Origin of the sequence: Beijerinckia mobilis (genome assembly GCF_000745425.1) — a bacterium.
GTDB lineage: Bacteria > Pseudomonadota > Alphaproteobacteria > Rhizobiales > Beijerinckiaceae > Beijerinckia > Beijerinckia mobilis.
The window spans coordinates 1-26,183 of the sequence record NZ_JQJH01000005.1 but is presented as its reverse complement, the minus strand read 5'-3'; the positions used below and the strand labels follow the sequence as shown (position 1 = coordinate 26,183).

The window sequence follows — 26,183 nt, the reverse complement described above, 5'->3', positions numbered from 1 at the left end:
GGAGCTTCCATGAAAAGCAACACGAATCCTGGGCTCTCCTTCTCCCGCCGCCAGCTTCTCGGCGCTGGCCTCATGCTGACGTCGGCCGGGTCGATCAACAGCCGCGCCGAGGCAGCCCGCCTGCCGGAAGCGCCGATCATGCGCGAGACGGCGACCCAGCCGCCTCGGCATCCGGATAGCGGACCTGATTATCATCCCGTCGTCACACTCAACGGCTGGAGCCTGCCCTTTCGTATGAATGGTGAATGGAAGGAGTTCCATCTCGTCGCCGAACCCGTCGTCCGGGAAATGGCGCCAGGCATGCAGGCTCACCTTTGGGGATACAATGGCCAGAGCCCCGGACCGACGATAGAAGCCGTCGAGGGTGAGAAGGTACGCATATTCGTCACCAACCATCTTCCGGAAGCCACCAGCATTCATTGGCATGGCATTGATGTTCCGAACGGAATGGATGGCGTCGCCGGCCTCACCCAGCCGGGGATCCCGCCTGGCAAAACCTTCGTCTACGAATTCGCTCTGCCGCGTTCCGGCACATTCATGTATCATCCCCATGCGGATGAAATGATTCAGATGGCGATGGGAATGATGGGATCCTTCGTGGTCCATCCCCGTGATCCGGATTTTCGTCGCGTTGATCGCGATTACATCCTGCTCCTCTCCACCTATGCGATCGACCCCGGTGCCTATACGCCACGCGTCAATGAAATGACTGACTTCAGTCTCTGGACATTCAACAGCCGGGTATTTCCCGGCATTGATCCACTGGTCGCCAGACAAGGCGAGAAGCTACGGATTCGTATCGGCAATCTGTCGATGACCAATCACCCGATCCACATTCATGGGACGAATTTCCGCGTTACTAGCACCGATGGCGGCTGGGTCGATCCCAACGCCTCATGGCCGGAAGCAACTGTGGACATGGCGGTCGGTCAGATGCGTGCCATCGAATTTTCGGCCGACAATCCCGGCGACTGGCCGATGCATTGTCACAAGTCGCACCATACGATGAATCAAATGGGCCATCAGGTGCGAACCTATATTGGTGTAGACCTGAAACAGACAAATGACGCGATCCGAAGAATCTCGGCTGATGCAATGATGATGGGGTCCAACGGCGGCGGTGCCATGGCCGAAATGGACATGCCGCTGCCGAGGAACACCCTGCCCATGATGGCGGGCGACGGCCCCTTCGGTTCCATCGCCATGGGAGGGATGTTCACGGTCATCAAGATCAGGCCGGCTCTCGCGCCGGGCGATTATCGCGATCCCGGCTGGTATCAGCACCCACGGGGCACAGTCGCCTACGAATGGAAGGGCGATGAGCCAGCACCGCTGCATCGCCACAATCATCCAAACAGAGATTGAAACTTTTCATGTCCGCTTATCGGAACATTCAGGGAGCTAAAATGTCATATCGCCCTTCCTTCATCACCCTCCTTGTCATTGGATTGATGACGATTTTCCCCGTCGGCAGCCACGCCGCTCAGCTCTATCATGGAGAAATACGTGCTCTTGACCCCAATCAGGGAAAGGTAACCCTCAAACATGAGCCGCTCCCCAAGCTCGGCATGGATGACGGCATGACCATGGTCTATCGCGTCGCGGATCCGCTTCTTCTCAAACATCGCTCGGTCGGAGAGCGGGTCTTGTTCGACGCGGAAAAAGAGAATGGTCATTTCGTTGTGACCCATATGGAAAAAGCGAAATGACGATCGAGAGCCCTCTCTCCACCCGCCAGATGCAAACCGCTACAGCATGCTTTATGGTGTCCTTTCAGACGTCAAAATAATTGTTGAACCGCCGCGCATTTTCGCGATCGCTCGACAATCGCGAAAATGCGCGGCGGACAAAAGAGGTCACCCATTGCGACCTGCGTGAATGGGATGAGGATCAATATGGCTCGAACCATAGGATCCAGAGGGGGGAGCGATGGAGCAGCATGCCAAATCCGACACAGCGATGACGGGCGGCCTGCTCGAAAGGCTGGCGATCCGGGTTACAGCCTGGACGGAACGATGGTTTCCTGACGCCTATGTCTTTGCGCTTCTGGCCCTGATCATCGTCACCATTTGCGCTCTGGTCAACGGAACACCTCTGCAAACCGTCGCAAAATCCTTCGGAGATGGGTTTTGGGGATTGATTCCCTTTACCATGCAAATGACCATGCTGGTCATCGGTGGCTATTGCGTCGCCCGTTCACCAGTGGCGAGCCGGCTGATCGAAACTCTGGCCATGGTCCCGAAGAGACCACGCGGGACCATCGTCTTCGTTGCCGTCATCGCAATCGCGACTGCTTTAGTGAATTGGGCCTTCAGCACCGTCTTTTGCGCTTTGCTCGTGCGCACCTTGGCCCAACGTCGTGATTTGCGTTTCGACTATCGCGCGGCAAGTGCCGCGGCCTATCTCGGTCTCGGTGCAGTGTGGGCCCTGGGCATCAGCTCCTCCGCAGCACAATTGCAAGCCAATCCCGCAAGCATGCCCGAAGCATTGCTCAAGATCAGCGGTGTGCTTCCCTTCAGCCAGACGATCTTCCTCTGGCAATCCCTTCTCATGCTGGCCGCGATCGCTGCCTCGTCCATTGCGATCTGTTATTTCTCAGCCCCTGTCGGTGAAAACGCAAGAACCGCCATTGATCTCGGCATAGATCCCCATTCCGATCCGATCATCGTGCCCGCACGCAAACGCCCGGGAGAATGGCTCGAATATAGTCCGCTCCTCACTCTCTTCGTCTTCATCATCGGCATGATCTGGGTCATCAACGAATTCGCCACGAAAGGTGCATTGCGCGGAATTTCCGATCTCAATTCCTATAATCTGATGTTTCTGCTGTTCGGCATGGTTTTGAACTGGCAACCCAAGCGTTTTCTGATCGTCGTCGGTAAAGCCGTACCCGCGACCGCCGGTGTATTGATCCAATTTCCAATCTACAGCGCGATTGCTTTTCTCATCTCTCGCGCCAAGGGGGCCGGCGATCTGACCCTAACCGATCATCTGACCGGCCTCTTCGTCAGCGTGGCGACAAAGGAAACCTTCGCGCCACTGGTCGGAATTTATTCCGCGATCCTCGGCTTCTTCATGCCATCGGGTGGAGGCAAATGGCTCGTTGAAGCACCCTATGTCATGCATGCCGCCGTCGATCTCAAGGCTCACCTCGGTTGGGCCGTGCAAGCCTATAATGCAGGGGAAGCACTCCCCAATCTGATCAATCCATTCTGGATGTTACCGCTTCTCGGTGTCCTTGGCCTCCAAGCGCGCGACATTGTCGGGTTTACATTTCTCCAACTTGTGGTCCACCTGCCGGTTATTATCGTTCTTCTTTGGCTTTTGAGCTACACTCTTCCCTATGTCCCTCCTCTCATTCCCTAGGACACATCAGCGACCTCTGACGCTATGACCAAAGCCTCACGATTGCGGGAACCAGTCATCTGGCGACACCGAATCACATGTATGAGCGGACCAGACTGCCGATCAACATGTTCCAACCGTCGATCAGAATGAAGAACAAAACCTTCACCGGCAGTGCAATAACCGTCGGCGGCAACATCATCATCCCCATCGACATCGTTATTGCGGATGTAATCATATCAATGACGAGAAAGGGCAAGACAATGAGAAAGCCCATTTCGAATCCACGCCGCAATTCCGAAATCATGAAGGCTGGGATGAGCACACGCATCTCGACCTCCGTTCCCGCCGGTTGCGTCGAGGGAAAGCTTTCTTTTGCAAGATCAGCGAAAAGCTGCAAATCCTTGCCCCGGACCTGCGAATTCATAAATTCCCGGAACGGCTGAATGATCTTCGGAAAGGCCTCGCGTTCAGAAAGCTGATTTTCCATCATCGGCTTGACACCACCATCCCACGCCTTCTCGAACACCGGGGACATGACATAGAAGGTCATGAAAAGAGACAGGCTGATAAGCACCAGATTAGCCGGCGTGCTTTGAAGTCCCAAACCCGATCGTAAAAACGATAAAGCAATCGCAAATCGCGTAAAACTGGTCACCATGATCAGCAAACCGGGCGCCACCGACAAGACTGTCAAAAGGGCGACGAGCTGAATGATGCGGCCCGATACCGTGCCATCGCCTGGCGGCACCAGAGACGCCAGGTCAGGCACCTGAGCGAAAGCTTCAGCATTCATGACAACAAGAAACAAACTAAGGAATACGATACGTTTCACTGAAGCACCAACGATTGGATAACAATGGACTGCACAGCACCATTGGAACGAATATTCGCACGTTCGTTCAGATCATCGCGAAGATTTTGAAAGCCGCTCGCACCAACAAGCTGCGCCATCGCCAACGTTTTCAAATATCCAAGAAGATCCGCCGAAATCTGTGTGGCCAATATCTCAGGGTTCTGGACCGCCTTGCCGTCATACAACATCGCGACCTCGAGGCGGATCCAGGTGGATGGAGGCTCAGCCAGATTGGCGACGAGCGGCGCCAACCTATAGCTTGTCAATGTACTATTTATTTTTTGCTTCTCCGCATCCTGCTCGGCGGCCAGAACCGTCATCAGTTTCGCTTTCACGGACAGGACGAGATGGAAGCCAACCGCTCCTCCCACGACCGCCGCAAGAAGCGTCAAGCCCAGCAACATCCCAAGCCGACCGAATTTCGACTCTTGAGCAGATGCACCAGAAGGCGATACCGCAAGATTACGTGAGACCATCTTCTTGTCCATCGTGCCAATATTGAATGTGGCCACTGACACAAGGTATAAATCCTATGTATCGCCCTGTTCCAAAATACTTCTCACTCAAATGAGATCCCTCCTTAGACAAAAATGTCTAAAATCAATCCACTATGACCACGGACGAATCGAAAGTAGACAGGCATTTATCAGACGCTAACTATGATAAGACGGCCTCATACCTACAGCACACCCCGAAAGGTCAGACGCAACATAGCATCTGAACAGCCCCGATCTGTCCGTCGTCTCATTCAATCCGCCGGGACACGCATCATCCAAAGATATTCGATGGAGACACATTGCGTCCTAGAATCGCGGAACATCATCAAATCGGTTTAAATCGGTCATAAATCTGCTGACCAATCGCGGGTTGTTGGACTTCCATTATGCGTCCACGACCACCATAAGAAATACGCGCTTCGGCGATTTTGTCATAAGATACTGTATTATCTTTGGCGATATCCTGCGGCCTCACGATCCCCGCGACATTCAAAAGTCTCATTTCGAAATTGACTCGCACTTCTTGAGAACCGGAAATAATAAGATTGCCGTTTGGCATCACATCCGTGACGACAGCCGCGACGGAAAGCCGGACCTTTTCCGAGCGGTCGATAGCACCCTGCCCTTGCGTCGACGACAGAATGTCGGCCGTTATCGTCGGCTTGAACTGAACAGTTTTGTTGCTGAGACCAAGCTTGTAATTAAAGCCCGTATCAATCTTCGCTTCAAGCGACCGGTCGGTATTATTCCCGAATGTCGCACGATCATTGATGAAGATCGTAACAGTCACGACATCACCAATTCTGTTTGCGCGAGGATCGCTGAAAATATCCGATCGACTGCCATTCCAAATCGATTGAGGCCGCGTCATACTCGCATTCTGAAAGACAGCAGTAGCTGAAGGCTGTACTCGAGCGGCGAGACCTGTCCCAAGGTCACTCATCGCGGGTTCGCGGCCCAACTCTCGAATATCTCCCGCGCATCCCGTTACCAACAAGCTGGCCACCACCAAGGCCGGAAGAGATGACAGATGACGTGTCCTTGTTAAATATAAACAAGAGGATCGCTTATCTCCCGTCTTTACCGCACGGACAGTCTCTTCGTTATCCGTCCGGATCATATGAGGAAATATTCCCGGCCAAAGACACCTAGCTTTATTGGAGGGACTTTCGTCAACATCAAGCGCCTGGCCACAAGGTACAATCCGCCAAGCTTTGTCATTATTTGGAGGCATTTTATGATTTCCCTCCAATTGTAGCAGGAAGCGGACCAACAATCGTATTTGTTAATTTCGCGGCGCGTCCGGCTTCCATCTCATTCAGAATGGCGCTAGCTTTACGCGACGTCAATTTCCCGAGAATTATCGCGGCCATATTGTCTTCCATTGCCGCCAATTGCTGCGCTGCGGTCTCTGGACGCATTTGCGCATAAATTGCCACGACGTTTTCCTGAATGGCTTTCATCACCTCGTCACGTCGAGCTAGCCACTGACTATATTCCACGCGTTTCGCGTCCAATTCCTCAATCTGCTTTCGCAAACGCTTCTCGAGTTCACTCAATTTTGCTGTCTGCCAGCGCAACCGAGCGTCTTTCAAAATACCGATATTATTCAAACAAAATTTCTGTATATCGGAGATTGGTACTTTCTGCGTCTTTCCCGAAACCGTTTGATTATCTTCCTGCTTTGGCTTGGGAGCGGGTTTGTGATCCTCCTGACCATTAGCGCCGCTGATGGTCCCATTGACCCCTATCCCTGCAATCAGAGTAACAAACAGGCATATGCGAAAATCAGACGCGTTCATTGTTCTGTCCATCCCAGCTTCGACATCGATAATGCCAGCGAAAGCTTGCGCCTGCCTTGCGTCATGGAGAGAATGAATAAACGAGCAGAAAATCTCGTCCCACGTTCTGAGGCGATTTCATACCGAAGCGAATTTTGCCAAGTTCTGATAAGCATAATTCATAGAAGCCAGACGCCTACAACCACAGGATGACTGCTTTCGACTTGGAAATTCTTTGATCACACCGATTTCTGCACGATAAGGCGCGCAATTATTACCGCTTTTCTTTTGATTTGTATTCTGGAAAGATCGCCGCTCGAAGAACAACGACAATCCAAGCCGATTCTCAATGTTTTAAGAGATAATTCATCGTTCGATGTTCCTCGCAGCGCTTTCAGACAACGATGAAGACCATTAGAGCATTTTGTCTTTATATTGGATCGCTCCACGATTTCATTTGCCTGAAAATGCCCCGAATTTTCTGAGTGGAGCGTTTCTGGATATATCCAAAACGCTCTAAACGACTCCATCTCCGATGCCCTAAACATGGGAAGATCCACCTCAACACTCGCATATTTACATTTTTCATAGAAAAATGCCGTTTTATTAATGCAGCTTGCGAGTCGACTAATTCAAATGGATCGACAGACATTCACCAAAATGGTGCAGCGCCTCAGGCCACGTCAATATGGAGGACAGAATGATCCATTTCGATGGATGTAAAGAGGATTTCTTGTTTATTGGACGATGAGGTCTGCCTGTAAAGCGCCAGCTGATTTGATCGCTTGTAGAATAGAGATAATTCCATCCGGTTTGACACCGATCTGGTTGAGCCCTGCCACAAGGCTACGAAGATTGGATCCGCGAACGATTGATATCGGTCCTCCCCCCTGATTGGCTTCGATTTCTGTTACCGGAGCAACAACCGTTTGTCCGCGCGAAAATGGTGCCGGTTGGGAGATGATTGGTGTATTCGAAATTCTAACCGTTAGATTCCCTTGGGTCACAGCTACGGTGGATATCTGCACGTCCTGTCCGATGACGACTGTTCCACTTCGGGAGTCGATCACGACACGCGCTGGCGTATCCGGCTCTATCGAAAGATCGCCGATTTGTGCTATAAACCGCGCTACACTGATATTTCCCGGCTTGTTCAGACCAACCGATCTTTGATCGATTTCATGCGCCAGTTCACGTCCATATTGATGCCTGCCAAAAGCATTGATGGCATCCGTTATACGGACCGCTGTCCCGAAGTCCGGGTTACGTAACTGCAGAACCAGAGGCCCGATTGAACGCAACTGCCCTGGAACTTCACGTTCTATCAGCGCACCATTGGCGATACGCCCGGCGGTCGGCACATTTTGGACGACACTTGCCGCTGGCCCTGCCTCCGAAAACCCCGTTACCGCGACCTGCCCCTGAGCTATGGCATAGGTTTGTCCATCGACTCCGACCAGAGATGTCAGGATCAAAGTTCCTCCAAGAAGCGAAGAGGCATCACCAAGCGAAGAGACAGTGACGTCGATACGAGAACCCGGCTGAACGAAAGGAGGCAGATCTGCTGTGACCAATACGGCCGCAACGTTACGCGTCCGTAAATTGATACCACGCACATTAACCCCTAATCGATCCAACATCGACTGAACCGATTGCTCGGTGAAGACCGAATTCCGCATCGTATCGCCGGTCCCCTGCAATCCGACGACAAGGCCATAACCCATGATCTGATTATCCCGGACGCCTTGCAAGGAGGCGATATCCTTGATTCTGACACTCGCCAGCACGTCGGATATCGGCATATTTACGATCGAAAGAAACAGGAGAACGAAGACAAGGATTTTGGTCATTAGCTGCCGCTCACCCGGATCGTGCCGTCAGTTTGTATGATACCTGAAACAATCAAGCCGCTGTCCAGATTCCGGACAGATACACTGTCGCCGATACTTCCCGACTGAAGGGCCGAACCGAAGGCTGTGATCATCAAGCCGTTTTCGGCGAAGATGATACGAACCTTTGCGCCGTGCACAACGACTTTCGGTTGGCTGAGGACTTCGGGAGGAATCGGTTTCCCGGGAAGGAGCGTACGGCGAGACGTCTTACCGACTAGAACCGCCCGATCGGTAACGACATCCCCTCGCACATAGGTCGAGTGAACGGGAAATTCACGCTCGCCGATCCAATTATCCAATATTTTATCGCCCGGATAAATTGTTACCGTCGGAACTGGAAGAACGAGACCTTCAGCCACCCCGATGGAGGAGGATAATATCGCACCACCTAACACAAACCACGCGGAGGAAATGAGTGTCAGCGGCGAAACACCTCGTCTATGCAGCATATGCCTACCCCATGTTCTTCGAGATGGTCGTCGCCATTTCATCCGCTGCCTGGATGACTTTCGAGTTCATTTCATAAGCGCGCTGCGCTGAGATCAGATCCGTTATTTCCTTGACCGGATCGACATTCGACGTCTCAAGATATCCCTGATTGATCGTAGCAAAACCCGGATCCCCGGGCGTGCCGGTAACGGGGGTTCCAGAGGCCTCCGTCTGACGGTAGAGATTGCTGCCAAGCGGCGTCAATCCGGCCTCATTCGCGAAGGTCGTCAATGTCATCTGACCGATCTGCTGAGCCGTTGTCTGTCCGCTTCGGGTTACCGAAACGACACCGGATTGATTGATGGAAATATCGGTGGCATCCGTGGGAATGGTCAGGTTCGGATTGATGAGATAACCATCGGTCGTAACCAATTGTCCCGTCGAATTGGTACTGAAGGCGCCCGCGCGCGTGTAGAGCGTCTCCCCTTCCGGACTCGTAACCTGAAACCAGCCACGTCCATTCAGCGCCAGATCAAGTTTATTGCCTGTATTACTGAGTGTGCCTTGCACATGGAGATTTCGGATGGCCGCCGTACGGACGCCTAAGCCCAATTGTACGCCTTCCGGAATCATATTCGTCTGTCCACGATTGGCCACACCCTGAAGACGTTCCGCCTGATAAAGGAGATCGGTAAATTCGGCACGTGCACGTTTGAACGCGGTCGTATTCATATTGGCAATATTATTGGCAATAACCTGGACATTCAAATCCTGAGCCGCCATACCTGTGGCAGCGATCGATAAGGCTTTCATGGAATCCGTCCTGAAACGTAACCTGCTCAGATCCGGTATGTCCCGAACGAGGTCACTTATGAAACCGAGATCGTTATCGGCAAATTGCTTTCGAGACTTATCATCTTGGTCCAGAACTAAGCATACAGAGCAAGCACGCCTACCGGACAAAGAAACCTGTGATGGAAGACTATTATGCGACCATCACAACCAATGATTTACTTCAGTGGTGCGACCAACTAGGATGACACTGGACCATTCTGTTCTAAATGGCCATCTGACTGATGCTTTGGTAAGCCGAGACAATCTTGTCTCGGACCGCCATGGCGGTTTGCAATGATTGCTGTGCATCCATTACGCTTTCAACGACCTGCTGCACCGAGGCCTTCCCCTGGATTCCAGAGATTGATGCGGCTTCTGCCGTCTTGAGGGAATCGACAGTCTGATTGGCGATTTGCGACAGAACCGCTCCGAAATCAGTCTCTGGCTCCGTTATGCTCTTGGTCAGCGTGCCGCCGTTCGTAATTCGGGCGGTCTTGGTGATTGCTTCAGTCCCTGACGGCGATGAAGCAGCAAAAGACGAAATACCGTCAAGAATAGGGCCAACAAGGGAAAGAGCGGGCAACATGATCAGCTCCTCAAAAGATCAATGGTCATGGTTGAAAGATCGCGTGCTTGTTTCAAGACCTGCAAATTAGCCTCATAAGTGCGGTTTGCTTCGCGCATATCCGCCATTTCAATGAGAACATTCACATTGGGTCGTTTAACGAAACCGTTCTCGTCGGCCGCGATATTGCCGGGATCATGCTCGCGCACAAAGGGCGCACGATCACGGCCGACGCTTTTGACCTGCACGAGATTGAGACCTGATGCACGATCCATCTCACTCGCGAATGTCACCGTCTTACGCTGATAGGGATCGGCGCCGGCCTTGGTACCGGTTGATTCCGCATTGGCCATATTTTCCGATATGATACGCAAACGGGTCGATTGTGACTCAAGGCCCGAGCCAGCAATCTTCATGGATGCATCAAGAGGATCAATCATTTTTATCCCTTTACGCTGGCCAGAAGCATCTGTTGAAAGGCACGTGCTATATTTGTATTCAAAGCATAAGCACGATGTATCTCACCCGCCTTCATCATCTCCTGTTCAAGGCTGACGGAATTGCCGGAGTAAGTCGTCTCCCAGCCAGACTCCGAATGGGCGGTATTCAAATCTGCTTCATTACGATCCGCTTCCAGATGTTTCGGCGACGTGGCCGTCATCCTGAGACCCGCCTCGTTGTAGACTTGCTCGAACGGCAGAAGATCAATGGATTTGAAGCCGGGTGTATTCGCTTGCGCGATATTCTGAGCAACCGTCGCCTGCCGTAGCGTCAACCAGCGGGCCTGTTGTGAAATCAGATCGAGTACAGTCACGGCGCTCATCAGATCTCTCTCCTCGAACAATTCGAGAAGTGGTTCTACAGAGCCAAACTTGTCCCGGGCTGATCATTTCAGGTCGAGGGGAAACCAGTCTGATTTCGTGGCAACCCGACGCAGGTGCATAGAAGGAGACATACAGCAAATTTGGAGCCCGGTACGGATCAGTGCTTCCGTCAAATCAATGAAGGAGTTTCACCAGAGCGCAAACGAACCTTTATACGACATCCGATGCCTCTTTCCGCAGGTAAACAGAGACGCTTATGGAAGCACTCGTTTATTGCGGCTCTGGATGTAAGGGCTTGAGGATTGACGATGGCACGCTTTTGACTTTCGCCTTTCTCGCGTCTTCCGTATTCGACAGCATCCTCAGCCAGGAAGCGGACCGGGCGATTTGCGCCTATATCAAACGCGGTCGCATGACTGAGTTCTTGTGCTTCGCGACGATCCTGAGACGTATTTTGGATTATCGGCCATCTGCGGCAGGCTTGCCGCTTCCGCATCGGCGGAAATACAGGAATATTTTGCGCCGTCTTCTCGCCCTCAAGACACAGTGGAGGCCCGGCTTTCCCACGGCTCGATAATGACGAGAGACCCCGCAGGAGCTTGGAAAATCCGCACGTTTTCAAGGAGCCAGACCTTTTTGGAGAAGCTCACGAAACGGCGGAAAAGGATCCAAGCCGCGATTCTCCTATAAGACGTCGAGGATCAATGCCTGTGGTGTTCAATGAAGTTCGTTGTCTGGCGTTTCGCGGATTGTCGTCGCCGCGGGAGCGGGGTCGCTCGGCGCCCTCCTTTGGGCGACAATACACCTTACTCCGCCAGGAGATCGAGCAAGGCGCTGATCAAAGGCTTGTCGGCCGGCGGCATGGGATAGTCGCGCAATGCTGCCGGCGCGACCCATTTCAGGGCCTGCCCTTCCCTGGAACTGACGAAACCCTGCCAGCGCCGGCAAATGTAAAGCGGCATCAAAAGGTGAAAATCTTCGTAAGCATGACTTGCAAAGGAAAGAGGGGCGAGACAGGGCTCGGCCACCTCGATTCCCAATTCCTCCCGCAATTCACGGATCAGCGCCGCCTCGGGCCTTTCCCCCGGCTCGACCTTGCCGCCGGGAAATTCCCACAATCCGGCCAGGGCTTTTCCCGCAGGCCTTTGCGCAATCAGCACCCGCATATCCGGATCGACGAGCGCGACCGCCACGACGAGGAGGAGACGTGCACTCATGAGCGGTAATCGCCATTGATTTCAACATAGGCCTTGGTGAGGTCGCAAGTCCAAAGGCGCGCGCTGCCTTTGCCGAGCCCGATATCCACCTTGACGAGGATTTCCTTCTCCTGCATCAGGCGCGAGACCGCCGCCTCGTCATAGGACGGATCCCGCATCCCCTTGTGGGCAACCCGAATATCGCCGAACCAGATCGCGAGTTTGTCACGATCTGCCTTTTCGCCCGCCTTTCCGACTGCCATGACGATCCGCCCCCAATTGGCGTCCTCGCCGGCAATCGCCGTCTTGACCAGCGGCGAATCCGCGATCGAGCGGGCAATTCTTTCGGCAGCCCGCTTGTTCTGCGCACCCTCGACCCGAATCTCGACGAATTTGCGCGCCCCTTCACCATCCTTCACCACCTGATGCGCGAGGTCGAGCAGCAGCGCGTCAAGCGCGGTCCGGAACGCCGCCAGCTTGCGATCACCGGCGGCCTTGATGCGCGGCGCGCCGCGCTTTTCCGCAGCGCCGGTGGCGAACAGGAGCAATGTGTCCGATGTCGAGGTGTCGCTGTCGACGGTGATGGCATTGAAGGAAGCCTGCACGCCGCGCGATAACAGGGATTGCAGAACCGGCGCATCTATTGGCGCATCCGTGAAGACGAAGGAAAGCATCGTCGCCATATCCGGCGCAATCATGCCGGCGCCTTTCGCGATCCCGGTGATCGTCACCGGCACGCCGCCGATCTCCGTCTCGGCCGTGGCGACTTTCGGGTAAGTGTCGGTTGTCATGATCGCCTGCGCCGCGGCAAAGGCGCCATCCGGCGTGGCCTCGTCCCTCAACCTTCCGAGAATGCCCTCGAATTTCGTGGCGTCGAGCGGCTCGCCGATCACCCCTGTCGAGGCGAGGAAGATTTCCGATTGCGGTGCGCCTGCCGCCTCGGCCGCGAGCGCGGCGGTCAGTTTGACGGCCTGGACACCAAGCTTGCCGGTAAAGGCATTGGCATTGCCGGAATTGACCACCAAGGCCCGCGCCTTACCCGATTTCAGCCGCGCCTTGCACCAATCGACAGGTGCGGAAGGACATTTGGAACGCGTGAACACCCCGGCCACCTGCGTCCCCTTGTCGAACAGGGCAAGCAGGACATCGGTGCGCTCCTTGTAACGGATGCCGGCGGCCCCGGTCGCGAAACGCACCCCCTCGACGGGTGGAAGGTCGGGATAGGACTTCGGAGCAAACGGCGAAATGGCGGCGGCCATGGGAGTTCCTGCAATTGAGAACCGATAGAGCGCCGATGCTGCCGGTCTGTTCGGATCAGCACCCACGGACACAGGGATTTGCCGGAGCTTGCCGGAGCACGTCAAGAGAGAGTGTGGAAGGAAGCGCCGCGGACCGATCCTGACGGCCACGCGCCACTTGGACCGCAGGAACGTTAGACCGCAGGAACGACCGCGCTGTGGCAATGTCTGTGCATTGCACAAAAAGCCCGGGAGATTGAGGATGATGACCAATTCCCACGGCTTGACGAGGGCGGTCAACGCGATACCATCAGATCTTCCAGCAGCTATTCCGAAAATAATTTCGAAGATTGATGATACAGTAAAAGCTTTAATTCTTAGTTAAGATCAATTTATTGAATGAATAAGAGATGAATAAAACAGCCCTGTCTTAAGGGCTAACGGAACGAATATTGCCAAAAAACCAGAAACAATGTTACACCTTGTATGAGAAGGAACCTGTTTGTTTGCTTTCCAAGGGCAGGAATGCAAATGTGCCGATCTCTATTTTGTTACCGCATTGCGAAAAATATGAATGTAGCGTGACAGAGATTTGCGCTATAAACACCCTCCGATCTGCCGTCCCTCCTCGCGGAAAGGCGTACACTGACCGCGCGAGAGACATTGGCCCCTTCAGAGGGTTCATCTAGCGTCCATCCAGCCCGCGCGAATGTTGCGGAAATTCGAATCGATCGGCTTGAGGCTCGTCCCCATCCTGTAACCGGGGACTTCAAGGTTTGCTGGATCATGGACCGCGCCGCTGCGCGCATCCAATCGGGAGGATTTTCAACTTGTGACGAGCGGGGGCCTCGCGGTCCGCGCATGTCGCGCTTGTTCCAGTTTGGAAGGTTTCGGCTCATGGCTCCCGCCGTGTCGCCCCAGTTAAGGAGACAGACGAATGGTTGGCTTAGGAAAAACCATTTTCGATTTGTCACATTTTCATCGCCAGTGGGAAAACCTCTGGAGCCTCGACGCGCATCGCGAGCTTGAAAGCTCGCCTTACGGACCACTGCGTGAAATCGAGGATTTCGGCAGCAACCCCGGCAATCTGCGCATGTTCGTTCATGTGCCCGAAGACCTGCCTCGCGCACCGGCCTTGGTCGTCGTCCTGCACGGCTGTTCGCAAACCGCCGCAGATTATGATCACGGCACCGGCTGGTCGCGTCTCGCCGATGAACAGGGCTTCATCGTTCTCTACCCGGAGCAACGGCGCGCGAATAATTCCAAAGGCTGTTTCAGCTGGTTCAATCCCGGGGACATGCAGCGCAACATGGGCGAACCGCTGTCGATCCGCCAGATGATCGAATGGCTCGTGCTTGCGCATGACATCGACCGTTCCCGTATTTTCATCAACGGGCTATCGGCGGGCGGCGCCATGACCAATGTCATGCTGGCCGCCTATCCTGAGGTCTTTTCCGCCGGAGCCGTCATTGCCGGCCTTCCCTATGGCGCGGCGACCAATATGCATGAGGCTCTGCGCGCCATGTTCGAAGGCAGTTCGCGCGAGGCTCAAAGCTGGGGCGATCTCGTCCGGAACGCATCCAGCCATGATGGACCGTGGCCCAGGATTTCAATATGGCACGGCACGTCGGACCGAACGGTCAAATTCTCCAATGCGGCGGAAACGCTGAAGCAATGGCAGAATCTTCACGGTCTCGACGATGAGATGCCGCGGCATGGCCATATCGACGGCTACGCCTATCGGGGCTGGCATTCGCCATCCGGCGCGGTGATGGTGGAAGATTACGAACTCGCGGGCATGGCGCATGGCGTGCCACTCGATGTCCGTGGAGAAAACAATCGCGAAGTCAGCGGGTCGTTCCTTCTCGATGCCGGCATTTCCTCCACATCGCATATCGCTCGCTTCTTCGGGCTCATCGGTGCCGAGACGCTGCGCGAGCGGACAGAGCAGGCAGCCTGGCCTCGCGCCGGCGTTGGCGTCCTCGACCCCCTGCCATTCGGCAGAAGACCCATAACCTCGCCACGCGCCGACCAGAACGAAGGTCAACGGGCCGTGAACACAGGGAGAATCCTTGCCATCAATGGGCGCGGCTCTGGTGTTCTGAAATTCTGAGCGTTTGCGATCGATCCGTCACAATCCATTCATCGAAACATGCAGTCGCCGGCGAGCCGGAGCGTGAAATCACGCTCCGGCTCGTTGCGTTGGGAAGCCAGAATTGGCATGGGAAATGATACTGACACGTTAGCTATTACCAAAAATCAATAGTTCCAACAATATTGGGTAAGGGATGTGTTAATTTTACCACGTATTGATCATTTCTAAAATGAGTTTCCTCTTATGCCTCGACAAGACATGAGAACTTTCCGACTATACTGGCGATAAACTCGATTGGCGCCAGATGTGCCCGGCGGTGACACTCCCGGCCTTGGTCCAATCGGGTCTGGGAGGGGTCTAACAAATGTTTCGTGTTTCTGCTTCACCGCATCGTCGACGCAAAAGTTCCGCCGTCCTCGGCGCATTGGTCGCGACCATCCTGTCGGGCACCGCTCCCGCGTTCGCGGATGTGACCGATGAACTGCTCGATCAATTGCGCTCGAAAGGCATCCTGACGAAGGGTGAATTTCACAAGCTGAAGGCGCGGCACGCGGCGGAAGTCCAAAAAAGGGAAGAGAAATACGTCGTCCCTGGACGCAAGATTGTCACCAAGGAAGGCGTCGTCGTGGTCCCCGACGATCGCTATGTCACCCGGCTCGACAAGGGTATCGGCGTTCGTATCGGCCAGGTCGATGTCAAACTTTCGGGTGATTTGAGCTTCTTCGCCACCAACGGGTTCAAGACACGCGGCGATGCCGTCATTGCCGGCGGCTTGGCCGGCGCCGCATCCGGCAGCCACGTCAACAACGCAAGTTCCATTCAGGCCGGCCTTTTGCCGAGCGCCCTGGTCGTAAGTCTCGCGACCAACCAGATGGGCATGGATCTCGGTTTCACCTTGGGTCTTTATACCAGCGGCTCCAATGCCAATGTTGGGCTTCTCAACGCCAATAATGGCGGCACCGCCGCCGGTCTTGGTACGCCCGGCATCGATTTGCGTCAGGTTTTCGGCACGATCGGAACACCTGATTTCGGTACGGTGAAGATCGGCCGCGACCTCGGCCTGTTCGGCGCCGACGCCATTCTGTTCGACCAAACCCTGCTCGGCTCGGGTTCGCTTTTGGCAACCGCCTCGCCGCACAATACGACCCTTGGCCGTATCGGCGTCGGTTACGTTTATGCCGACTGGATTCCGCAGATCACCTATATTTCGCCGGAGATCAACGGCTTCACCTTCTCGATCGGTGCTTTCTCGCCCTACCAGCAATTCAACAATACCGGCCTCTCCGGAACCATGACGGCGCATGATCAGCCGGGCTTCCAGGGTCGCATCAAATATGTCGGTCAGCTGACCCCGGACTTCAAGCTGACGGCCTGGCTCGATGGCCTGACGCAACAGCACCGGGTGGAAACGGGCGATGCGATTTATATGGCCGCCGGAACCAATGTCCGGTCGAATGCGGTCGACGGCGGTATGAAATTCGACATCGGCGCGCTTAGCATCCTCGGCTATGGCTATTATGGATCGGGCCTCGGCACGACGGCGCTTTATTTCGACGGCGTCAGCATGGACGGCAACAAAAGAATTTCCTCCGGTTTCTATGCCCAGGCCGCCTATACATTCGACGGCCGGTTTACTGTCGGCGGCAGCTATGGCGCGAGCTATCTCGACGCCAACTGGATCGATTACCAGCCAGGCTATGGCGCCGGTACGCTCGTGCATTCGAACTCGTCCTGGATCGGCTTCGGTCGCTACAAGCTGACCGACTGGGTCAATATCCAGGGTGAATTCATCCACACGATCTCGCGCAACGCGCTCGGCGGCAGCAACACCAGCGATGCTTTCGTCCTCGGTACGACCTTCTTCTTCTGATTGTTTCCCCAATCATTCTGTGCAAAGGGCCTGACGGTTTCATAATCCGTCAGGCCCTTTTCTTTTGCCGTGCCGAGGCAACAGCGGAAAGCAACGGAGGAGCGGACAGGCCTTTCGGCATTTACGCGGATCTGCCCAAGGACGCTTCCCTGCCGATCCTTTTCAAACTTTGATGGAGATGATCCTCCGGCTGTCCACTCAGACGCCGTGCTCTTTGCGATTGCCCATCTGGTCTGGTTGTTGTCTTCGCCTGCCTTATTCCAAGTTGCGATGACTCATGCTTAATGAGACTTGGAATTAGATCGGTATGGCACTCCCCAGAAAATAAAGAGCGAGAAAATAATAAAGGACATATAGAGCATAGGTCTGTCCGTCTCCGTCATAGACTCGACGGAGACAACCGAGCGCCTCCACACCCCGCGCCACATTGTTCCAGAAACGGCTCGCCATCGGGCGCACCAGAACTCCGAGCATCGGCTCGTAAAAGGCAAAGAAACGCGAAAGCGCATCGCTCTCCTTCCCGCCCGTGCTCCGCAGGAAGCGTGCATCCTTGCGCCGGAACCAATAGAGCATCGCCAGCAAGGCGATCGCGCTCATGACGGCCGCGACGATCACAATCATCAAGGGCCGCGGATTCCAATAGCCGTAGATTTCCTGCAAGCTCATGCCGCGCCAGACGAGGCCTGCGGAAAAGGCCGGATCGATCGCCGCCGCTATCGGCTCCATCACCAGGCTCGGATAGAAAGACAGCAGCAGGATCGCGGCGGCGAGCGCATATTGCGGCAGGAGCAGAGCGATTGGAGCCTCCCGCAAGGAGCCAGCGGAGGACAATTCGGCGCGGTTTGGCGGCTGCGGTTTCAGAAACAGGCCATGGACCAGACGGATCATATAGAGGAAACCAAGGCCGGTCGCGACGAGACTCAAGACCGCCAGCGCATACCACTCCTGGTCCGCCATGCCCTGGACGAGCAACCATTTCCCGCCGAATCCCATGAGAGGCGGTAGGCCGGACATGGCGATGACGGCGATCAAAACCGCGACGAAGGTGAAGGGCATGGAGCGCATCAGCCCACCGAGATCGGCGAATTGCCGCGATCCGGCCCGGAGCGTCACACCAGCCACGGCAAGGAACAGAATGCCTTTGACCATCAGGTGATTGGCCACGAGATAGAGGGCCGTGACCCAGCCAATATGGCTCATCAGGGCGATGGCGATGACGATATAGCCGAGCTGACTCATGCTCGAATAGGCGAGCATGCGTTTGACGTCATCCTCACGCAAAGCCATGGCGGCACCGCCGATCACCGTGAGGAGGCCTATCCAGCCCATGCCATGGGCGAGCCCGAAGGCATTTTGCGAACGGATCGCGAGATAGGCGCCGGTCAGCAGGCCGATGATCGGCACCTTGCTGATGACCGCCGAGAGGAGCGCCGAGACATCATCTTCCGCCTCCGCATAGGCGCCGGGCAGCCAGACATGAACACCGAGCGCGCCCGCCTTGATCAGAAATCCGGAAGCCAGCAGCACGAAAGTCAGGGCGCCGTCAGCTCCGGCGCTGCCGAGCGCAGTTAGCGCATCAGTGCCACTCGCGGCGCGATGCGCCGCAAAACCGGTCAGCAGAAAGAAGGCAGCGGCCAGCGAAAACAGGAGAAAAGGCAAAAGGTGCGGGGCCGCCGCAGGGCTGCGGGCAATCAGAAAATAGGAGGCGAGTGTGATGATCTCGAAGGTTACGAAAAAGTCGAGACCGGTCTCCGCCCGCAGCAAAGCCGGCAGCGCCAAAAGCAAAACTGCTAGCAAAGCGTGATGAAAGGGCCGCGCATCGGTGCGGTAGAATCCGGCCGAGGCGATAACGAGACCGCCGGAGAGAAGCAGCGCGGCGAAGAGTCCCCGCATGCCATCGAGCCCCTGCGACAGAAAGAGCCCCCCGGCCAGGACAAGAGCGAGCATCAGCGCGCATTTGACCTGGCCCGGCAAGATGGGGTCGATCACGGCAAGCGCCGCACCGGCGGCAAGCGGCAGAAACAGCCAGAATGAGCTGATGCCAGCGAGCCCGGCCGCAGCAAGACCTGCAATGACCAGAAGCAGCGCAGCGACGAGGACCGGCAGTTCGCCGGAGAAAAAGGCCGGAACCGCCGCGGGGCGCGGCGCCTGAAGACAGGCGCCAAACCAGCGGAACAGATAGACGGCCTCACACAAGGATCCGAACAGGATGAGTACGATCCATCCATAATCGCCGCTGCCCGCAAGCGCGTTCACAAGCTCCCACTTGCCCCAGAAACCCGGAAAGGGTGGCAGGCCGGCAATGGCGACGAGCAGGATGGCGAAAGCCAGAAGCAGCAAGGGCCGTCCGGCAAGGCTCGGCCAGGAGGTCCATTCCCGGGCGCCGATAGCGCCCGCGAGCCAGAACAGGCCGGCCTTGGCGAGAAGATGGTTGAGAAACAGCCCACCGATGACGAGTGCAAACGCAACATCAGCCCCGCCGCTCTCCACACCATCTGCCTCTTGCCGACGCAGCAGGACGAGCGCCAGAACCATGAGTGCCATCTGGCCGATCGAGGAATAGCCGAGCAGACGCTGTACAAGCCTCTGGCGCAAGCCGATAAGATTTGCGGCGACGAAAGTGAGCCCGCAAGACCAGGCGATGAGATTTCTCTGCCCGGCGAACAGGGGCTCCAGCTTGAAAAGCGCGAAGAAGACGCCGGCGGAAACGCCGACCGATACCAAAGCCGCGACGCCATCCGTCGCCGTCTCATAGACATCAAGCCCCCAGCCATTGGCCGGGAAGGGCTTCAATTCGACGAGAAGCGCGCCGAGCAGCAACAGAAGAGCCATGGCTCCGATCGGCCCGCCGATCGCTTCCCGCTGCGCGAGGAGACCATCAATGTTCAAGGTGCCGGTGGCATAATAGAGAAGCCCGGTCGCAAGCAGGAAGAAGGTCGAGGCGAGCACCGTCGCCATGATATATTTGAAGGCGGCGGCAAGAGCGGCAGGCGTTTCTTCAAGACTGAGCAGCCCGTAAGTGCCAATCGAAACGATTTCCAGAAAAACGAAGAGATTGAACAAATCCCGCGTCATGACCATCCCGTTGATGCCCATGACGAAAATCAGATAAAGCAGCATGGCTGCATAGCGGCCAGAGAGCCTTGGCCACAGCCGCAAGGCTCCCAGCAAAGCGACGCAATTGACGCTTGCCGTGAAAAACCCTTCCCACAGCCCGAAACGCAGGCTGATCGAGACCGGCGGCAAACTGCCCGCGGTCAGAATGTCGATCGCATCGCCCCCAAGCAGGAGCCGCACCAACCCCAGGGCGGAGACGAGGGCCATGCCGGAAAGCGCAAGGAAAAATGTCGCCTTCAGCCATGTCTTGCCGAGCCGGTAGACCAGCGGAAGCACGAAACCGCCGCCAAGACCCAGGATGAAGATCGTCAGCGGATGGAGAAGGCTCGCTACCATTTTGATTCCGTAAACGCATCCAGCGACAGGGTTTGTTTCGTCTCATAAAGGCGAATGGCATAGGCCAGCATGATCGCCGTCACCGAGAGACCGATGACGATGGCCGTCACGACGAGGGCCGAGGGGATCGGATCCACCGAGCGCGTGGCCGCCGCATCGAGGCTGAGGGCCTCATCGATGATCGGCGCGGTGCCGCCGGTGATATAGCCGGTCGCCACCAGAATCATGTGAATGCCAGTATCAATCAGCGAGAAGCCGATGATGATGCGCAAAATGTTGCGATGCGTCAGCATGCCATAGAAGCCGATCAGGACAAGGGAGCATCCCGTCGCGAGAACGAGATGGGACACCGGCGGAAAACCCATGGAACTCTCTCCCATTGCCCGGGACCGCATATTTTTAGGAAGCGGCGAAGGTTTCAGCGGCGGAAGCGATCGATAATGACGCTGAGCTCGGCGCCAACCTTGATGCCGAGCAGAATCGAAATGATTGGTATGGCGCCAGCGCTGAAGAAAGCGCCCAGCTGGCCTTGCGGCAGGAAGCGGCTGTCGAGAAAGCCGCCCGCAAGGATGAGGCCGAGAAGGCCGATGCATACGAAAAGGACACCGGCAAAAGATTCAGTGATGCTGAGAAGATCGAGGCGCAAACGCGTCAGGGGCTGCGTCACGAGAAGCAACAGCACGGCCGATGCGACTATGGCGCCGCCCTGAAAACCACCTCCCGCGGAAAGATGCCCGTGCATGATGACATAGGCCCCGAAGACGAAGATCAACGGCAGAAGAACTTCCGTCCCGGTCACGACCAATTCGCTCGCCGGCCGCAGCGGCGTATTCGCCGACACGGACGGTCCATCGCCGTCGCGCCGCAGCAGAAGGCCAAGGCCCGCAGCCACCATGAACAGAACCGCGACCTCGCCCAATGTATCAAAGCCGCGATAGGTGATCAGAATACCGGTAATCACATTGGCCGCACCGAGTTCTCTCGGTCCCTGCGTCACGTAATGTTCAGCGAGCGGGCGCAGTACCGATTGTTCCTGATAGGCACCGATCAACCGCGCAAACACCAGCCCGAAAAGGACCAGCGCCAATATGATGAATCCTCGCCGGATCATGACGGGATCCGCTTGCCGTGTTTTTCCTCTTCCTCGGCCAGCGCATCCACCGTCGTGGAGGTGACAAAAGGCGTGCGCAGGGCATGCGCGGCGCGCGACAAGGCATGCGAGGAAATCGGATTGCTGAGCAGCACGAAATAGCCGATGAGCAGGAGCTTGAACGTCCAGCCGGGATGGTAGACGGCGAGGCCAGCGAGCACCAGAAGATTGCCGAGAGTCGATGCCTTGGTGCCGGCCTGAATACGTGTATAGGCATCCGGCATACGGATAAGTCCGAGCCCTGCCGAAAACAGGAAAATTGCGCCGGCAAGCACCAAAAGACTGCCGATTATATCCGTCATTCCTCACCCGTCTCCATTGTCGAGACTCCGCCACTGGTCCGGCGTATGGCATATAAGAAAATGAAAGTGGCAAGCCCGGAGCCGATGGCCGCCTCCGCCATGGCCACATCGGGCGCGGCGAGCAAGACATAGGAAACAGCCGCGAACAGGCTTGTCAGGCCCGCGCTGATCATCGCCGCCATGAGATCCTTCAGGCAGACAGCAAGCACGCCACTCGCCAGAATGCCGGTACAGATCAAAAGGATGAGAAGATCGAGCATAGAACGGAATCCGATCTACAGGCCGTTTTCGAAATAGCGGGCGGTCGCCAGCACACCGAGAAAACTGAGCACCCCATAGACGAGCGCGACATCGAGATAAGTGAAGCGGCCGGATAAATGGGCATAAAGAGTGATGAGCGAAATCGACATGACGGTCAGCATGTCGATGGCGGCGATCCGGTCGATGAGTGTCCTGCCGAGAACGAGCCGGATGAGGCCCGCAAACAGCCCCGAAAAAATCAGTACTGCGGCGACCCGCATGATGACATCAGCCAAAGACCACCTCCAGATGGCGTTCGAAGGGCCCCGCGAGCATCTTCGCCGCCGCATCGGGATCCTCGGTCTTGACGTCGAGCCAGTGAAGGAACAGCGCGTTTCCCTCGATGTCGAGGACCAGCGAACCGGGTGTGAGCGCGATGGAATTGCCAAGCGCCAGACGCCCCAGCGGCGACTGGAGCCGGGTTTCGATGCGGACGATGCCCGGCCTGATCGCAATCTGCGGCGCATAGACAATGCGCAGCATGGCGAGATTGGCCCGCACCATTTCGACGAGAAAAACACCGGAATAAGCAAGAAAATGACCGAGGCGCCGCGAGGACCAAGGGATGCGCCCCCAAAGTCCGCCACGTCCTGCGAATAGGTAAGCCATGACGAGGCAGGCGATTGCGCCAACGACGACAGTATCGGCGGCGAGCGAGGATGCGATGCAGAGCCAGATCAGAAACAGCACAACCCAGAGATTGAGAAAGCTTCTGACAAAGTCCGGCTCGTTGGCGGCGTGGTTTTCACAAGAATCCGGCACGATGAAATTCCCGCCCAGCTATAGAATCACGGTAGCATCAGCGCCACAAAGATCAATCCCTTCCGTAGCCAAACCCCGGCTCCCGCTCGATTGATCAAACCGGACGAGACCGATCCCGTTTCCTGAAGCGCGACCTTTGCTAGCGGCAATAGTTGCCTCTTCGCAGCACAAGATCAGCAGATCCAACGGAACAAAATGCAATTAAGTCGCAATATCTATTGACAAGCAGCGCAGTGTTTCGCACTCTTACACTTGCAAGAGCGTTTTAATTGCAAATAGCAGGTCTCGTACCAGCCCATCCCTCTCATTCTCTTTACGGAAGCCCCCATGCTTTTCATTCCCGACAGCACGCGGCAGAGGCTCTGCTCCGAAACGCACCATGACGACGCCTTGCGCGACCAGATTTGCCGCATGCTCAAAAAGTCTGGCCTCCGTCCAACACGCCAGCGCATCGAGCTCGGCAAATTACTCCTCACCGGCGGTCACCGCCATGTCACCGCCGATGAATTGCACAATGAGGCACTTGCCGCTGGCGTGCCGCATTCTCTGGCCACGGTGTACAATACGCTCAATCAATTCGTCGCCGCAGGCCTTCTACGCTGCGTCAACCTCGATGGCGCCCGCAGCTTCTTCGACACGAACGAGGCTGACCATCATCATTTCTACATTGGCGACGACAATCGTGTCATTGACATTCCGGCGGAAGATATTGCCTTCAAGGCGCTTCCCGAACCGCCCCCCGGCTACAAAATCAGCGCCGTCGAAGTCGTCATCCGGCTTGAGCGGGACGCCTCGCGCTGCGACGATGCACTCACGGAAACGACATCCGCCGCCACCCTTAAGAAGCAGGAACCCGCTTTCTCCTGAACGGGCAAATCCACCCGCTCCGGTGCCGTTCTTCCTTGATGCTTCGACAAGGATTCGAGCCGTTTGCCTTTCCCGTACGAAACCTCTTCCGTTTGCCGGTCTCACCGAAAGGCCCCTTCACGCGAAGGTTGTGGAAAGTGTGCAGATATAGAAACACCACATTAAAGGTCTCCGCGTGCATGACGGCACGCGCGTGGAAATCAGCAAACAAAATGAGTCGGATGGAATACTCATCATGTGAATGAGGATTCACGCGTCATGCTCGATCATGAGCATAATCACCGTCGTCCAGTTGCGCCGCTCATCCCCTCTCTGAAATGGACACCTTCGGAAACCGGCATTTCTCTCGGTTTAAATTGATAAAAATCTTTCGGACCTCTTGCGTGGTCAGTTTCCCGGCTCCATCGCGTTCCTCATACGAACGTCTTTCTTCCCGTTGAGCCACTTCTTCGCCTCAGCCGGCCTGAAGGTTTCCTTCCGACATCTCGGGTAGAACTTACCGGCGTGTAGCAGGATCGCTTAGGCGTTCGCACAGACTCGCCCCCCATGAGCCGCTTCAATGGGTAGCAACCGGAAAACAAAGGAGAAGCCGAAAGGCACCGCCGCCCTATATTGGAGGATCGCGTCAGTGATCGTCCGGCGCTAATGGTGGCGGATATCGCCATCTCCATCCCGCATACCGCCGATATCCTTCGATCAGGGCAAGCCCATATCAGGAAACGCGCTTGGATTTAGGGTTTTTGCCGTCGGTATTCTTGGGACGGACGTAAATCTCCAGGCGATGACTCACGATCTCATAACCGTGTGCATCGGCAATCGCCTGCTGCAATTGTTCAATCTCATCGGAATGGAATTCCGTCACCTTTCCAGTCTCGATATCGATCAGATGATCGTGATGCATTTGGTCCGCTGGCTCATAGCGCGCACGGCCATCGGCGAACACATGTCGGTCGAGAATACCTTTATCTTCCAGGAGATTGACGGTTCGATAGACCGTGGCGATGGCGATGCCGGGATCCACGAGAGCAACGCGTCGATGCAATTCAACGACGTCCGGATGATCCACCGATTCTGCCAGTACCTGCATGATCACACGCCGCGGACGTGTCAGGCGCAAACCTCGACTGTTGCAAAGCTGTTCGATATCGTTGGCAGAAAACGTCGCCATGCGATGGTCCTGACTGAAACGGATTCTATTATCTAGTTTTTGGAACCTGATTCCCTCCTGGAATCCAAGTTCATCACCACAGGAATATAGCAGAATCCCTTTAACTCATTCGAATATAAATCATATCCATAAGATAGAATAAATTTGTTCTTTCGGACTTCTACCCCGTCCAGAGAATACCCTGAGCAATTGACATACTTGCCCGGGGCGCTAACGGAACCCTCTCTATTGCCAAGGAATAAAGGCCCAGCCGAAAGATACTTTCGATGACAAGATGAAAGTGTCTATCTTAGAATATCTCTAAGCTATTTTCAATTCAACGGAAACGACAAAAGCCCGTCCGGTTTTACGGGCGGGCTTGACGTGATCGGATTTGGTTGCGGGGACAGGATTTGAACCTGTGACCTTCAGGTTATGAGCCTGACGAGCTACCGGGCTGCTCCACCCCGCGGCATGGAGTGATGCGGGCAAGGAATTTAGATTGCACCGCATTGGATGTGATGTGTGGAAAGGGAACCTTACGCGTGCCTTTTGCAGGCCTGGCAACGACCTACTCTCCCGTGTCTTGAGACAAAGTACCATTGGCGCGAAAGCGTTTGACGGCCGAGTTCGGGATGGGATCGGGTCTGATCACTTTGCAAAAGTCACCAGGCCGGCAAAAGGCAGGCGAAGGGAAGCAAACTGGATTATGATTTTGTGCACCCGAACGCCGAGGCGTTCGCAAGGCCGAGCGGGCGGAGGCCCGCGCCGGCGTTTGAG

Annotated in this window: 26 protein-coding genes, 1 tRNA gene and 1 rRNA gene; 6 read left to right on the top strand and 22 right to left on the bottom strand. The window is 55.6% G+C overall.

All coding sequences use genetic code 11. The features are described 5' to 3' along the window. Window positions 1-9: 9 nt before the first annotated feature. From DL88_RS06920 to DL88_RS06910, 3 genes are all read left to right on the top strand, one after another. Entirely contained in the window at window positions 10-1,365 is a 1,356-nt protein-coding gene (locus DL88_RS06920) for a multicopper oxidase family protein (RefSeq protein WP_051955688.1), read from the top strand. 41 nt (window positions 1,366-1,406) lie between these two features. Continuing rightward, entirely contained in the window at window positions 1,407-1,709 is a 303-nt protein-coding gene (locus DL88_RS06915) for a copper-binding protein (protein ID WP_034994239.1), read from the top strand. A 220-nt stretch (window positions 1,710-1,929) separates the two neighbouring features. Continuing rightward, window positions 1,930-3,366, top strand: a complete 1,437-nt coding sequence (locus tag DL88_RS06910) for a short-chain fatty acid transporter (protein ID WP_034993944.1) — start codon at window positions 1,930-1,932, stop codon at window positions 3,364-3,366. Window positions 3,367-3,439: 73 nt separating this feature from the next. On the opposite strand, the gene fliP is transcribed toward DL88_RS06910, so the two are convergent. From fliP to argJ, 12 genes are all read right to left on the bottom strand, one after another. After that, on the bottom strand, window positions 3,440-4,141 hold the full coding sequence (fliP, locus tag DL88_RS06905; protein WP_084705027.1) for a flagellar type III secretion system pore protein FliP: 702 nt from the start codon (window positions 4,139-4,141) through the stop codon (window positions 3,440-3,442). 35 nt (window positions 4,142-4,176) lie between these two features. Continuing rightward, window positions 4,177-4,719 carry a flagellar basal body-associated FliL family protein gene (locus tag DL88_RS06900; protein ID WP_156970974.1) on the bottom strand — a complete coding sequence of 181 codons (543 nt, stop codon included), beginning with the start codon at window positions 4,717-4,719 and terminating at the stop codon, window positions 4,177-4,179. Window positions 4,720-5,023: 304 nt separating this feature from the next. After that, complete coding sequence (gene flgH / locus DL88_RS06895; RefSeq protein WP_305953009.1) at window positions 5,024-5,932, bottom strand: flagellar basal body L-ring protein FlgH; 909 nt, start codon at window positions 5,930-5,932, stop codon at window positions 5,024-5,026. 1 nt (window position 5,933) lies between these two features. Further along, window positions 5,934-6,500 carry a MotE family protein gene (locus DL88_RS06890; RefSeq protein WP_051955716.1) on the bottom strand — a complete coding sequence of 189 codons (567 nt, stop codon included), beginning with the start codon at window positions 6,498-6,500 and terminating at the stop codon, window positions 5,934-5,936. A 716-nt stretch (window positions 6,501-7,216) separates the two neighbouring features. Further along, on the bottom strand, window positions 7,217-8,329 hold the full coding sequence (gene flgI, locus DL88_RS06885; RefSeq protein WP_034993938.1) for a flagellar basal body P-ring protein FlgI: 1,113 nt from the start codon (window positions 8,327-8,329) through the stop codon (window positions 7,217-7,219). Next, window positions 8,329-8,820, bottom strand: a complete 492-nt coding sequence (gene flgA / locus DL88_RS06880) for a flagellar basal body P-ring formation chaperone FlgA (RefSeq protein WP_034993936.1) — start codon at window positions 8,818-8,820, stop codon at window positions 8,329-8,331. The genes flgI and flgA overlap by 1 nt, the downstream gene beginning before the upstream one ends. 4 nt (window positions 8,821-8,824) lie before the next feature. Beyond that, on the bottom strand, window positions 8,825-9,613 hold the full coding sequence (gene flgG / locus DL88_RS06875) for a flagellar basal-body rod protein FlgG (RefSeq protein ID WP_034993934.1): 789 nt from the start codon (window positions 9,611-9,613) through the stop codon (window positions 8,825-8,827). Window positions 9,614-9,857: 244 nt separating this feature from the next. Beyond that, window positions 9,858-10,220: a flagellar hook-basal body complex protein FliE gene (gene fliE / locus DL88_RS06870; protein ID WP_034993931.1), complete on the bottom strand. Its 363-nt coding sequence runs from the start codon at window positions 10,218-10,220 to the stop codon at window positions 9,858-9,860. Window positions 10,221-10,222: 2 nt separating this feature from the next. Then, complete coding sequence (gene flgC / locus DL88_RS06865) at window positions 10,223-10,636, bottom strand: flagellar basal body rod protein FlgC (protein WP_034994227.1); 414 nt, start codon at window positions 10,634-10,636, stop codon at window positions 10,223-10,225. A gap of 5 nt (window positions 10,637-10,641) precedes the next feature. After that, window positions 10,642-11,022 (bottom strand): flagellar basal body rod protein FlgB, encoded by a 381-nt coding sequence (gene flgB, locus DL88_RS06860; protein WP_034993929.1) that lies wholly within the window; start codon window positions 11,020-11,022, stop codon window positions 10,642-10,644. A gap of 807 nt (window positions 11,023-11,829) precedes the next feature. Beyond that, complete coding sequence (locus DL88_RS06850; RefSeq protein ID WP_034993924.1) at window positions 11,830-12,240, bottom strand: (deoxy)nucleoside triphosphate pyrophosphohydrolase; 411 nt, start codon at window positions 12,238-12,240, stop codon at window positions 11,830-11,832. Next, the gene (argJ, locus tag DL88_RS06845) at window positions 12,237-13,478 is read right to left on the bottom strand and encodes a bifunctional glutamate N-acetyltransferase/amino-acid acetyltransferase ArgJ (RefSeq protein WP_034993921.1); all 1,242 of its coding nucleotides are present in this window, start codon (window positions 13,476-13,478) and stop codon (window positions 12,237-12,239) included. Before argJ ends, DL88_RS06850 begins: the two co-directional genes overlap by 4 nt. A 916-nt stretch (window positions 13,479-14,394) precedes the next feature. On the opposite strand from argJ, the gene DL88_RS06840 reads away from it, so the two are divergent. After that, window positions 14,395-15,570, top strand: coding sequence for an extracellular catalytic domain type 1 short-chain-length polyhydroxyalkanoate depolymerase (locus tag DL88_RS06840; RefSeq protein ID WP_034993918.1), 1,176 nt, complete (start codon window positions 14,395-14,397; stop codon window positions 15,568-15,570). A gap of 346 nt (window positions 15,571-15,916) precedes the next feature. Beyond that, window positions 15,917-17,422 carry a porin family protein gene (locus tag DL88_RS06835; RefSeq protein WP_051955686.1) on the top strand — a complete coding sequence of 502 codons (1,506 nt, stop codon included), beginning with the start codon at window positions 15,917-15,919 and terminating at the stop codon, window positions 17,420-17,422. Between the two features lie 297 nt (window positions 17,423-17,719). On the opposite strand, the gene DL88_RS06830 is transcribed toward DL88_RS06835, so the two are convergent. Genes DL88_RS06830 through DL88_RS06800 form a run of 7 tightly spaced genes read right to left on the bottom strand, consistent with a single transcriptional unit; the run spans window position 17,720 to window position 23,389 of the window. Next, a complete protein-coding gene (locus tag DL88_RS06830; RefSeq protein WP_034993915.1) occupies window positions 17,720-20,875 on the bottom strand; it encodes a complex I subunit 5 family protein in 3,156 nt (1,051 codons plus the stop codon). After that, entirely contained in the window at window positions 20,869-21,240 is a 372-nt protein-coding gene (locus DL88_RS06825; protein WP_034993912.1) for a sodium:proton antiporter, read from the bottom strand. The genes DL88_RS06830 and DL88_RS06825 overlap by 7 nt, the downstream gene beginning before the upstream one ends. Before the next feature lie 53 nt (window positions 21,241-21,293). Then, window positions 21,294-21,962 carry a hydrogen gas-evolving membrane-bound hydrogenase subunit E gene (gene mbhE / locus DL88_RS06820; RefSeq protein WP_245270670.1) on the bottom strand — a complete coding sequence of 223 codons (669 nt, stop codon included), beginning with the start codon at window positions 21,960-21,962 and terminating at the stop codon, window positions 21,294-21,296. A 20-nt stretch (window positions 21,963-21,982) separates the two neighbouring features. After that, window positions 21,983-22,327 carry a monovalent cation/H(+) antiporter subunit G gene (gene mnhG / locus DL88_RS06815; RefSeq protein ID WP_034993905.1) on the bottom strand — a complete coding sequence of 115 codons (345 nt, stop codon included), beginning with the start codon at window positions 22,325-22,327 and terminating at the stop codon, window positions 21,983-21,985. Then, window positions 22,324-22,587 (bottom strand): Na(+)/H(+) antiporter subunit B, encoded by a 264-nt coding sequence (locus DL88_RS06810; RefSeq protein WP_034993902.1) that lies wholly within the window; start codon window positions 22,585-22,587, stop codon window positions 22,324-22,326. The genes mnhG and DL88_RS06810 overlap by 4 nt, the downstream gene beginning before the upstream one ends. A gap of 15 nt (window positions 22,588-22,602) precedes the next feature. After that, window positions 22,603-22,863: an MrpF/PhaF family protein gene (locus DL88_RS06805; RefSeq protein WP_034993884.1), complete on the bottom strand. Its 261-nt coding sequence runs from the start codon at window positions 22,861-22,863 to the stop codon at window positions 22,603-22,605. Then, a complete protein-coding gene (locus DL88_RS06800) occupies window positions 22,856-23,389 on the bottom strand; it encodes a Na+/H+ antiporter subunit E (RefSeq protein ID WP_084705024.1) in 534 nt (177 codons plus the stop codon). Before DL88_RS06800 ends, DL88_RS06805 begins: the two co-directional genes overlap by 8 nt. Window positions 23,390-23,716: 327 nt before the next feature. Here DL88_RS06800 and irrA point away from each other — a divergent pair, with 327 nt between their 5' ends. Next, window positions 23,717-24,256 carry an iron response transcriptional regulator IrrA gene (gene irrA, locus DL88_RS06795; protein WP_370736387.1) on the top strand — a complete coding sequence of 180 codons (540 nt, stop codon included), beginning with the start codon at window positions 23,717-23,719 and terminating at the stop codon, window positions 24,254-24,256. 712 nt (window positions 24,257-24,968) lie between these two features. Here irrA and DL88_RS06790 read toward each other — a convergent pair. The 3 genes from DL88_RS06790 to rrf form a co-directional block, all read right to left on the bottom strand. Continuing rightward, window positions 24,969-25,424 carry a Fur family transcriptional regulator gene (locus DL88_RS06790; RefSeq protein WP_034993882.1) on the bottom strand — a complete coding sequence of 152 codons (456 nt, stop codon included), beginning with the start codon at window positions 25,422-25,424 and terminating at the stop codon, window positions 24,969-24,971. 374 nt (window positions 25,425-25,798) lie between these two features. Further along, a tRNA-Met gene (locus tag DL88_RS06785) sits at window positions 25,799-25,875 on the bottom strand. An 86-nt stretch (window positions 25,876-25,961) separates the two neighbouring features. Further along, window positions 25,962-26,076: ribosomal RNA gene (rrf, locus tag DL88_RS06780) — 5S ribosomal RNA — on the bottom strand. Between the last annotated feature and the right edge of the window lie 107 nt (window positions 26,077-26,183).